4 protein-coding genes and 2 pseudogenes are annotated in these 11,577 nt (G+C 63.8%); 1 reads left to right on the top strand and 5 read right to left on the bottom strand.

Going from position 1 to position 11,577, the window contains the following annotated elements; translation table 11 throughout:
* Positions 1-175 (bottom strand): annotated as a pseudogene (locus YY7_RS63995) (IS256 family transposase); the annotation flags it as partial.
* A 100-nt stretch (positions 176-275) separates the two neighbouring features.
* Positions 276-1,499, bottom strand: coding sequence for a GNAT family N-acetyltransferase (locus tag YY7_RS54820; protein WP_063623452.1), 1,224 nt, complete (start codon positions 1,497-1,499; stop codon positions 276-278).
* A 155-nt stretch (positions 1,500-1,654) separates the two neighbouring features.
* On the opposite strand from YY7_RS54820, the pseudogene YY7_RS54815 reads away from it, so the two are divergent.
* Positions 1,655-2,919: pseudogene (locus YY7_RS54815) on the top strand (FAD-dependent monooxygenase).
* Here the strand turns inward: YY7_RS54815 and YY7_RS0143065 are convergent.
* From YY7_RS0143065 to rpoC, 3 genes are all read right to left on the bottom strand, one after another.
* Positions 2,838-4,874, bottom strand: coding sequence for an ABC transporter ATP-binding protein (locus YY7_RS0143065; protein ID WP_028168546.1), 2,037 nt, complete (start codon positions 4,872-4,874; stop codon positions 2,838-2,840). The pseudogene YY7_RS54815 and the gene YY7_RS0143065 overlap by 82 nt on opposite strands.
* Before the next feature lie 153 nt (positions 4,875-5,027).
* Positions 5,028-7,082, bottom strand: a complete 2,055-nt coding sequence (locus tag YY7_RS0143060) for an FAD-dependent oxidoreductase (protein WP_028168545.1) — start codon at positions 7,080-7,082, stop codon at positions 5,028-5,030.
* A gap of 174 nt (positions 7,083-7,256) precedes the next feature.
* The gene (gene rpoC, locus YY7_RS0143055) at positions 7,257-11,456 is read right to left on the bottom strand and encodes a DNA-directed RNA polymerase subunit beta' (RefSeq protein WP_028168544.1); all 4,200 of its coding nucleotides are present in this window, start codon (positions 11,454-11,456) and stop codon (positions 7,257-7,259) included.
* Between the last annotated feature and the right edge of the window lie 121 nt (positions 11,457-11,577).

Below are 11,577 nucleotides of genomic sequence, written 5' to 3'. Positions count from 1 at the left end.
GCCGGTCACGCCCATCCGGCAGCTTCAAATCGGCATGATCGCTCAGAAAGTCGGCGACCTCCGCCTCGATCGCCCGCGCAAGAAGCTGGCGTGCTCCATGCCGCAAAATACTCGTCAGTGGATCATCCATCGCGCCAGGCTGGCGAAGCTCTACAATCTTGCTATTCTCGTTCATGGCGTATCGCTCTGCATAAGAGGTTCTGGCTGGCTGGTTACCCGCCTCGATACGCCGCCCTTCTCAGGCCGTCATCACCCAGATTCCGCCATAGCTCTGGTCAATGGCCAACGCCCTCGACTTCCGCCTGGTGTCGACGGACCCCAGCCTTTGCTGGCGCGCGCAGCGCGGCGCCCGCTTCCTTTTCCGGCTTGCTCGCGGTGCCCTGCGGCGCCTTGGCGGAGGATGTCCGACGACGCTGCCGCAGGCGGTCCCGCAGACGCCGCAGAAAATGGTAGCCGAGCAGCCGGCCCGCTTCCATCCGGTAGCCCAGCGACTTCGTTCCGCTGACATCGAAGAGCAGATCGAGCATGGTGCGGCGGCCGGCCCATAGCTGGGCCATGAAGCTGTCTTCGGCGGCGCAGGAATTGATCGCCTCGATCTCGGGCTGCGCGAACAGCTGATCGGTCACCTTGTCGACGAGGAGATGCCCGGGCGAATATCGCGCAAACTGCGCATTGTAAGCGGTCTTCCAGGTATAGGCGGTCGAGCCGCAATACATCAGCACCTGCGCGGCGGCCACCTCGCCGTTGACCTGCAGCAGGGCAACGGAGCAGGCTTGGCGGTCGGCCAGATTGTGCACCAACTGCCTGGTGAAGGCGGCATCGCGGGCATCCGATAACACTGCCGTGCCCCGCTCACCCTTCCAACTTGCCTTTTCCATCGTCAGGAACGTCTCGAACGCCTGGCGGACCGCGCCGGGCGACCGGTCGTTGACGACATCGACGGCGCCAAGCGCCGACAGCCTATTCCAGTCCTGACGCAGCTTTTTGCGCGTCGAGCCGCTGCGCTTCACGCCGAATTCCTTCGTCACGAAAGGTCGGCTGCTCGTTGCAACGATCAACGGCTCGATGCCACGGGCGGCCAGCCATTTTGACATGGCCGCGTAGCTCGGGCACTCCCCGTCGAACGACGTGAGGCTGAGGACATCAGGCAGCAGCGGGTCTTGTTCGATGGCGGCGAGGAATGCGGGAATGACCTGATCGGCGAAGGCCGGATCGACGACCGGGCTGGAGAGAAAAGCATAAGTGTAGGGCAGCGCTTCCGACACCTTTGGCCACAATCGCACGGCCTGCCGCACCTGTAGGGCCCAGATGCCTACGAGCCTCCGCTGCGAAGCGCCCTGCTCCCAGGCCAGCAGCACGCGGATCCTGGCAAAGTCGGTCGCAACGGCCACCGCAAGCGCGGCCGGATTCATGAACACGTTCGACGACGCACGCCGCACCAGCTCGTCCCATTGCGGGGCGATGTCCAGCCTGGGTGAATCAATCGTTACCGAGATCATCGAAATCCGCACTCTTCGACCGCGCGCCATGGTGTTTGCGGGACATTGCTTTTCAATTAAGCGGACGCGGGACTGACTGGATTGTGAAGCACCAGTTCAGGGTTCCTTTGCGATTCTCGGCCATGCATGGAGCCTTGCGATCAGAGGCAAGACGCATGCGCTACACGGATGTTGCCATCATCGGCGGCGGGCTCGCCGGTTCGACCGCCGCGGCGATGCTCGGACGCGCGGGCATCTCGGCGTGCCTGATCGACCCGCATCTGAGCTATCCGCCTGAGCTGCGCTGCGAGAAGCTCGGCGGAGATCAACTTGAGCTGTTGCGCAGGACCGGCCTTGCCGAAGAGACGCTGCGCGCCACGACGCTGGACGGCCAGGTGTGGGAGGCGCGGTTCGGCTACGTCGTCGCCAAGAAGCCCAGCGATCAGCACGGCATCCTCTATGACACGCTGGTCAACACCATGCGCGCGCAGATTCCAGGCGATGTCGAGATCATCCATGCCAAGGCCTACGCTGTTTCAAACAGCGCCGACCGGCAGAAGATCGTGCTGTCGAACAATGAGGAGATCTCGGCACGGCTCATCGTGCTCGCTAACGGCCTGAACACCGGCCTGCGCCACACGCTCAGCATGCAGCGCCGCATCATCAGCGCGTGCCATTCAATCACGCTTGGCTTCGATGTCATGCCGGTCGGCCGCGCGGCGTTCGATTTTCCGGCACTGACCTATTGGCCGGGCCGGCCGAGCGCGCGCATGGCCTATCTTACATTGTTCCCGATCGGCGAAACGATGCGTGCCAATCTCATGGTCTACCGCGACATGACTGACCCGTGGCTGCAGCAGTTCAGGCAGGCGCCGGAAGCCACCATGCTCGCCACGATGCCGGGGCTTGCCCGCATGACCGGCGGCTTCATGGTCTCCGGGCCGATCAGGATCAGGCCCGCCGACCTCTACGTCACCGAAGGATATCTGCAGCCCGGTATCGTGCTGGTCGGCGACGCGTTCTCGACCTCCTGCCCAGCCGCCGGCACCGGTAGCGACAAGGTCTTCACCGACGTCGAGCGGCTGTGCAACGTCCACATCCCGGCGTGGCTTTCGAGCGACGGCATGGGCGTGCCGAAAATCCAGGCGTTCTACGACGATCCGGTCAAGCAGGCCTGCGAGGCGCGATCGCTTGCCAAGGCCTACCACCTTCGCTCGCTGTCGATCGACCATGGCCTGACCTGGCGCGCCGGACGCTGGGGCCGCTTCGTGGTCCGCTTCGCGCAAGGCGTCCGCTATTCCACCGCCGGCGCGTTTCGCCCCGGCCGGCAAGGCCGGATCGCGACATCAAGCTGAGGGATCACTCCTCGTCGTCGTCCTCATCATCGTCTTCATCGTCGTCGTCCGCCTGCGCAGCGGCATTGTGTGCGACGTGGCCCTGATCGTCCCAGAGCTTGCGGTAGACGCCGTTTGCGGCGAGCAGCTCGGCATGGGTGCCGCGCTCGATCGCCTTGCCGCCGGAGATCACGATGATCTCGTCCATGTCGACCACCGACGTCAGCCGGTGCGTCGACCAGATCATGGTGCGGCCCGCGGCAACCCTGAACAGCGTGCTGTTGATCGCGGCCTCCGTGGTCTGGTCGAGGGCCGAGGTGGCTTCGTCGAGCAGCAGCACGGACGGATTGCGGATAATGGCGCGCGCGATCGCGATGCGCTGGCGCTGGCCGCCTGAGAGCGTGTCGCCGCGCTCGCCGACCACGGTGTCGTATTTCTGCGGCAGGCTCATGATGAAGCGATGGATCTCGGCCTTGCGCGCGGCGTCCACGACTTCCTCATCGCTTGCCCCTTCCTTGCCGAGGCGGATGTTCTCCCGGATCGACATGTTGAACAGCATGTTCTCCTGGAACACGACCGCCATGCTTCGCCGCAGCGATTCGCGCGTCACCTTGCGGATATCGACGCCGTCGATGGTGACCCGGCCCTCGTCCGGCACGTAAAGCCGCAGGATCAGATTGAGCAGCGTGCTCTTGCCGGAGCCGGAGGGGCCGACGATCGCGATACGCTGACCAACCTTGAGCTTGAGGCTGAAATTATCCAGCACCGGCTCCTGACTGCCCTCGTACTGGAACGTCACGCGCTCAAAGGTGATGTCATTGGTGATGCGCGGCAGGTCCGGCGCGCCCGGCCGGTCGGCGCCGCGCGTGCGCTCGTCCAGGAGTTCCTGCATATGCTGCACCGCCGCCGCCGACTGGATCGATACCGGGATGAAGTGCATCAGGTGCGCGATGTTGTAGGACACCTCCCAGAATGCGCTTTCGAAGGTGACGAAGGTGCCGATGGTGATCTGGCCCTTGGTGGCGAGATAGGCGCCGATCGCGAGCACCACGAGGTGCAACAGCAGCACCGCGATGGTGACGGTGCGCTCCACCATGGTCGACAGGAACATGGCGGAAGCTGCCTTCAGCCGCACGTCGTTGTTGCGCATCGTGAACCAGCCGAGCGCGCGGCGCTGCAGGTTGAACGCCTTCACCACGGCCTGGGCTGCGACATTCTCCTGCACGGTGCCGAGCAGCGCGGCCTCGTTCAGCTTCTGCTCGTAATTGGCCTGCACCGCTTTCGGGGTCAGGATCCGCGGCCCGATCAGGGTGATCGGAAACACGAGTAGTGCGACCACGGCGAGCTGCCAGCTCAGGAACAGCATCAGGATGATGCCGGCGATCAGCTCAAGGAACGGCAAGGCGGCGCTGTTGGCGAAGCTCTTGACCGAGCCCTCGAAGGCCGAGAGGTCGATCGAGAAGCGCGACAGGATCTCGCCGCGCTTGGTGCGGGCGAAATAGGACGACGGCAGGTTCTGGACGTGCTCGAACAGTTTGGTCCGCGCGTCGGAGATAATGCAGGCGGCAAGCCGCGCGTCCCAGCGTTCGTACCAGACCGCGATGATGGAGGTGATGATCCCGGCGGCGGCAAGCACGCCGAGTATCTTGTAGAGTGCCTGGAAATCCTCCTCGCCGAGCGCATCGTCGATCAGGAACTTCAGGCTGAGCGGCATGATGACGTTGAACAACGTCTCGACCACGAGGCCGAAGCTGACGAAGACCAGCATCCGCTTGTAGTTGGCCAGATACGGCTTGACGAAGCCGTAGATCGTGGCGAGCGCGCCGGCGGCTTCCTTGGCGGTGAAGACGACGAGGTCCTCGTCCTCATCATCGTCATCGAGCTCGATTTCGTTCTCGTCGTCGGCTTCGTCATCATCGTCGGGAAGCGGTGATGTCGACGAAGGCTTCCCGCCGGGCCTGGACGCAGCGGAATCGGCATTCGCCCCGAGCTTCTTTTTCAGCTCGAGTTCATCCGTCGCAACCGGATTGTGACCGTCAGATGATGGGGGCTTCGATGCCATGAACCCAACCGATACTGCACGGCCGGCATGACCGCAAATCGAGCGCGACAGCGCGATACGCGCTATGCCAACGATTCTATGCGATCAGCAAGGATTGGGCAAAGCAATTGAACCGGCCGGGTGCACCGGTCAATCCTCAGGTCAATCCTTGGGTCAATCCTCGTCCTCGACCTTGTCGAAGAACGAATAGCGCAACGCGTCGGAGTCGCCGTACCAGTGCCCGGGCCCCTTGTTGGCGGCGCGCGCCGCGGTCCACAGCGCCTCGGTGCAGTCGTGACGGTGGGCGGCGAGGTCAAAACCGTTGCCGAAGAACAGTTCCGACCATTCCCACCAGGTGGCGAGCTTCTTGACGCCACGGAGCAGATCGTAGCGGTCGATCAGGCCGGGCGCGAGGTCCGAAGTCACCGAGCCGAACACCAGGCCGGTCTTGACCACGCGATGCAATTCGCGCGCCGCGCGCACCACCTGCTTTCCGCCGAGATGGCAGAGGCTGGTCTCGAACACGAAGTCGAATTCGTTGTGCTCGAACGGCAGGTCGACGACCGAGCCGAGCTTGTTGTACTTCGTCAGCTCCTTCGGCGTCTTGCCGTGGATGAAGCGGTTGTTCTCGACGCCCCAGGCGTCAACCCCGCGCTCGCGCAGCGCGCCGACCAGTTCGCCGCTCGCCGAGCCCGCCACCAGGAGCTTGTAGCCCTTCGCCTCGCCCCAGACGATCTGGATCATCTCCATCAGCAGCGCGGGATCGGTGAAGTGGTGCCACGCCTCGCTGTATGGGCCCTGCCCGCGATAATTCTCGAAATAATCGCGGTCGATCTTGTCCGACAGCGGCCGCTCGGCCTGGGCGCGGGCATGGCGCAGCCGGATCATCTCGGTCAGGATGATGTCGGTCGCCGCATCGGACGAATCGAGCAGGCCGTTCAGCGTGGAATCGAACAGATAGTCGCCGACCACGACGATGCCGGGATGCTCCTTGGGCTCGGGACGATGGTTGGTCATGACGTCGCGCGCCGGCAGGCCGCCGGGCAGCGCGTTCACCGAGCTCAGCCAGCGGTGGATCTTGCCCTCGAGGAAATGCTCGCGCGCGTTGCCGAGGGAAGCCGGCAGCGACTTCAACGCAGCATCGATCAGTTCCTGGTCGGTCAGATTGGCAAAGGCCAGCGCGTCCGAGCCCGCGATCAGCCAGTTCAGGACACCGTGCCGGCCGACATCATGGCGCGAGCCTTCGTTGTAGACGCAGCAGCCGCCGAACGCTTCCGACATGAACCAGGAGCCCGGGATCTTCTCGCCCCAGAACGGCTCGTCGAACAGGATCGAGACGCGCAGGTAGTGCGCCGGGCGGTCGAAATAGGCGATGTGCTTGACCATCGACTGGCGCAACTCCTCGCCGTCCCAGCCGAGCGTGGCGAGCCAGGAATGCGGCAGGCAGACCAGCACGAGGTCGAAGTCGCGCGTCTCCGGCCCCTTCCCGTTCATCATGTTGAGGCGGTAGCGGCCGTTGCCGGCCTTGCCGACTTTCAGCACCCGGTGATTGAGCTGGATGTCGGCGTCGACTTCCGAGCGCAGGCATTCGATGAGTTGCTCATTGCCGTTCTGGATCGAGTACAGGCCGATATAGCCGTCGATATCCATCACGAAATTCTTCAGCGCATTGAGCCCGTTGGTGTTGTGGCTCTCGGTCGCGATGTCGGAGCGGGCCATCACCTTGAAGAAGCGCTTGGCGGTGGGGTCCTCGACCTCCTCGTCGAGGAGTTGCTCGCAGGTCTTGTGGGCCCAGGGGTGCTCGTTGTCATGCGCGCCAACGCCTTCGTAGTATTCGACCGGCGAGATCATCTCGGTGCAGCGCTTGCGGAACGCTTCGATCGCCTCGGCGGTCGTCGCGCCGTATTTGCGGCGCATGCCCGGCACGTCGTTCAAGAGCTCGCCGTCGAGCTGGACCTGCTCGGCATCCATCGGGATGGTCTGCAGGCCGAAATGCTGGATCAGTTCGCGCAGCGGATCCGGGCCGGTCATCGAATAATCGTAGATCTCGGCGACGCCGGCCTCGTAGGTCGCGGGTGCGGTATCGAACTTGCGCGTGACGATCTTGCCGCCGAGCCGGTCCGACGCCTCGTAAATGGTGACGCGGCAGAGGTCGCCGAGCTTCCTCTTCAGGTACCAGGCGCTCATCAGCCCGCCGGGGCCGCCACCAACGATTGCGAGATCAAGCATGGGGATTCCGTTCTTCCGGGCGGGCGAAGCACCGTAGCCGCTCTTAGCAGAAGCGCTTTTCTGTCTGAAGGAAAGATGAACAAAGCGCATTCCTGCAGCGCAGCACAAGAGGAGAGCAGCAAAAAGGCCGGCAAAAAGCCGGCCTTTTCGTGAGCACCGTAGTTTTGCGGGGTGTTACTCCGCCGGCGGCAGCGCCAGCGGCTCCGCTTCGGGCGCGGACGGCACGATCGCCGCCTGCTTCTCGCGCTCGTCGAGGATCAGCTTGTCGCGCTTCATGGCGACTTCGCGGATCCGCGCCATCGAGGCGCCCGTGCCTGCCGGGATCAGCCGGCCGACAATGACGTTCTCCTTGAGGCCTTCCAGCGGGTCCACCTTGCCGTTGACGGCGGCTTCGGTGAGCACGCGAGTGGTCTCCTGGAAGGAGGCCGCCGAGAAGAACGACCGGGTCTGTAGGCTCGCCTTCGTGATGCCGAGCAGCACCGGCGTTCCGGTCGCGGGCTTCTTGCCCTCTTCCTTGGCCTTGGTGTTGAGCGCGTCGAACTCGATCTTGTCGACCTGCTCACCCGAGATCATGTCGGTGTCGCCCTGATCGGTAACTTCCACCTTCTGCAGCATCTGACGGACAATCACCTCGATGTGCTTGTCGTTGATGAGCACGCCCTGCAGCCGGTAGACCTCCTGGATTTCGTTGACCAGATAGGCAGCGAGTTCCTCGATGCCCTTGATCGCCAGGATGTCGTGCGGCGCCGGATTGCCTTCGACGATGAAATCGCCCTTTTCGACGATGTCGCCGTCCTGCAGGTGGATGTGCTTGCCCTTCGGGATCAGGTACTCGCGCGGCTCCTCGGTCTTGTCGGTCGGCTCGATCGAGATGCGGCGCTTGTTCTTGTAGTCGCGGCCGAAGCGGATGGTGCCCGCCACTTCCGCGATGATCGCCGCATCCTTCGGCTTGCGCGCCTCGAACAGTTCAGCAACGCGCGGCAGACCGCCGGTGATGTCGCGGGTCTTGGCGCTCTCGGTCGAGATACGCGCCAGGATGTCGCCGGGCTTCACCTGCGCACCGACGTCGACCGACAAAATCGCGTCGACCGACAGCATGTAGCGGGCATCGCCGCCACGCGCGAGCTTCATCACCTTGCCGTCCTTGCCCTTGACCACGATGGCCGGACGCAGATCCGCGCCGCCACGCGTCGATCGCCAGTCGATGACGACGCGCTTGGCGATACCGGTGGATTCGTCCAGCGTCTCCGAGATCGACTGGCCCTCGACCAGGTCCTCGAACCCGATCGTACCCTCGACTTCGGTCAGCACCGGACGGGTGTAAGGATCCCACTCGGCGATGCGCTGGCCGCGCTTGACCATATCGCCCTCGTCGACATGCATGCGCGAGCCGTACTGGATGCGATGGGTCGCACGCTCGGTGCCGTCGGCATCGACGATCGCAACCACCATGTTGCGGACCATCGCGACCAGGTGGCCTTCGCTGTTGCGGGCGATCGCCTTGTTCCTGATCACGATCTTGCCGTCGAAGTTCGACTCCACGAACGACTGCTCGTTGATCTGCGCCGCGCCGCCGATGTGGAACGTGCGCATCGTCAACTGCGTGCCCGGCTCGCCGATCGACTGCGCGGCGATCACGCCGACCGCCTCGCCGTGGTTGACCGGGGTGCCGCGGGCGAGATCGCGTCCGTAGCACTTGGCGCAGATGCCGTTGATGAGCTCGCAGGTCAGCGCCGAACGGATCTTCACCTCCTGGATGCCGGCCTTCTGGACGGCGTCCACATGGGACTCCTCCATCAGCGTTCCGCGCGCGATCAGGACCTCGTTGGTCGCGGGATCGCGCACGTCATCGCAGGCCACGCGGCCCAGGATGCGCGAGCCGAGCGAGGCGACCACCGTGCCGGCATCGATGATGGCGCGCATCTTGATGCCGAGATGGGTGCCGCAGTCGCTGGACGTGATGATGCAGTCCTGCGCCACGTCGACCAGGCGGCGGGTCAGGTAACCGGAGTTCGCGGTCTTCAACGCGGTGTCCGCGAGGCCCTTGCGGGCGCCGTGGGTCGAGTTGAAGTACTCGAGCACCGAGAGGCCTTCCTTGAAGTTGGAAATGATCGGCGTCTCGATGATCTCGCCCGACGGCTTCGCCATCAGGCCGCGCATGCCGGCGAGCTGGCGCATCTGCGCCGGCGAACCACGCGCGCCGGAATGGGCCATCATGTAGATCGAGTTGATGTCGGCATCCGCCCCGCTGGCCGTCTTCTTGGTCGAGGAGATCTCCTTCATCATCGCCTTGGCGACTTCTTCGCCGGCCTTCGACCAGGCGTCGACGACCTTGTTGTACTTCTCGCCATGGGTGATCAGGCCGTCATTGTACTGCTGCTCGAAATCCTTCGCCAGCGTACGGGTCTGGTCGACGATCTTCCACTTCGACGCCGGCACGACCATGTCGTCCTTGCCGAACGAGATGCCGGCCTTGAAGGCGTTGTAGAAGCCGAGCGCCATGATGCGGTCGCAGAAGATCACCGTCTCCTTCTGGCCGCAGTGCCGGTAGACCTGGTCGATCACGCCGGAGATCTCGCGCTTGGTCATCAGCTTGTTGATGATGTCGTACGAGGTCCTCGGGTGCTTCGGCAGCAGGTTGCCGAGCATGACGCGGCCCGCGGTGGTTTCGATCCAGCGCTTGCTCTTCTTGCCTTCCTCGTCGAGGCCCTCCCACCGGTACTTGATCTTGGTGTGGAGGTGGATGACCTTCGAGTGCAGGGCGTGCTCGAGCTCGGCCATGTCGCCGAACACCTTGCCCTCGCCGGGCAGGCCTTCGCGCATGATCGAGACGTAGTAGAGGCCGAGCACGATGTCCTGCGACGGCACGATGATCGGCTGGCCGTTGGCGGGGTGCAGGATGTTGTTGGTCGACATCATCAGGACGCGCGCTTCAAGCTGCGCTTCGAGCGACAGCGGAACGTGCACGGCCATCTGGTCGCCGTCGAAGTCGGCGTTGAACGCGGCGCAGACCAGCGGGTGAAGCTGGATCGCCTTGCCTTCGATCAGCACGGGCTCGAACGCCTGGATGCCGAGACGATGCAGCGTCGGCGCGCGGTTGAGCAGCACGGGATGCTCGCGGATCACCTCGTCCAGGATATCCCAGACCTCGGGCCGCTCCTTCTCGACCAGCTTCTTCGCCTGCTTCACGGTCGTCGACAGGCCCTTGGCGTCAAGCCGCGAATAGATGAACGGCTTGAACAGCTCGAGCGCCATCTTCTTCGGCAGGCCGCACTGATGCAGGCGCAGCTCGGGACCGACCACGATCACCGAACGGCCGGAATAGTCGACGCGCTTGCCGAGCAGGTTCTGGCGGAAGCGGCCCTGCTTGCCCTTGAGCATGTCGGCGAGCGACTTCAGCGGGCGCTTGTTGGCGCCGGTGATGACGCGACCGCGGCGGCCGTTGTCGAACAGCGCGTCGACGGCCTCCTGCAGCATGCGCTTCTCGTTGCGGATGATGATGTCGGGCGCGCGCAGCTCCATCAGCCGCTTCAAGCGGTTGTTGCGGTTGATGACGCGGCGGTAGAGATCGTTGAGGTCAGACGTCGCGAAGCGGCCGCCATCGAGCGGCACCAGCGGGCGCAGATCCGGCGGAATCACCGGAATGACCGTCATGATCATCCATTCCGGCTTGTTGCCGGAGACGCGGAAGGCCTCGACGATCTTCAGCCGCTTGGCGAGCTTCTTGTGCTTGATGTCGGAGTCGGTCTCCTGCATCTCGGCACGCAGCGAGAGCTCGAGCTTCTCCAGCTCGAGGCCCTTCAGCAATTCACGGATCGCCTCGGCGCCGATCATGGCGGTGAAGCTGTCCTGGCCGTATTCGTCCTGCGCCTTCAGGTACTCGTCTTCCGACAGGAGCTGACGGTCCTTGAGCGCGGTCAGGCCCGGCTCGAGCACGACGTAGTACTCGAAGTACAGGATGCGCTCGAGGTCCTTCAGCGTCATGTCGAGCAGAAGGCCGATGCGCGACGGCAGCGACTTCAGGAACCAGATGTGGGCGACGGGCGCCGCGAGCTCGATATGGCCCATGCGCTCGCGCCGGACGCGCGACAGCGTGACTTCGACCGAGCACTTTTCGCAGATGATGCCCTTGTACTTCATCCGCTTGTACTTGCCGCACAAGCACTCGTAGTCCTTGATCGGCCCGAAGATGCGGGCGCAGAACAGTCCGTCCCGCTCCGGCTTGAAGGTGCGGTAGTTGATGGTCTCCGGCTTTTTGATCTCGCCGTAGGACCAGGACAGAATCTTCTCCGGGGACGCGATCGAAATCCGGATCTGGTCGAAGACCTGGGCCGGCGTCGTCGGATTGAAAAGATTCATAATCTCTTGATTCATGGCCTTCTCCGTCTGCCGACTTTCGTCGGCCCATGCATTCCTTTTCTGTCATGCCCCGCGAAGGCGGGGCATCCAGTAATCACCGCTGCCGCGGGTTACTGGATCGTCCGCGTGCGCGGAC

The sequence above is a fragment of the Bradyrhizobium elkanii WSM2783 genome (assembly GCF_000472865.1).
GTDB lineage: Bacteria > Pseudomonadota > Alphaproteobacteria > Rhizobiales > Xanthobacteraceae > Bradyrhizobium > Bradyrhizobium elkanii_A.
This window is presented reverse-complemented; position numbering and strand designations above follow the sequence as displayed.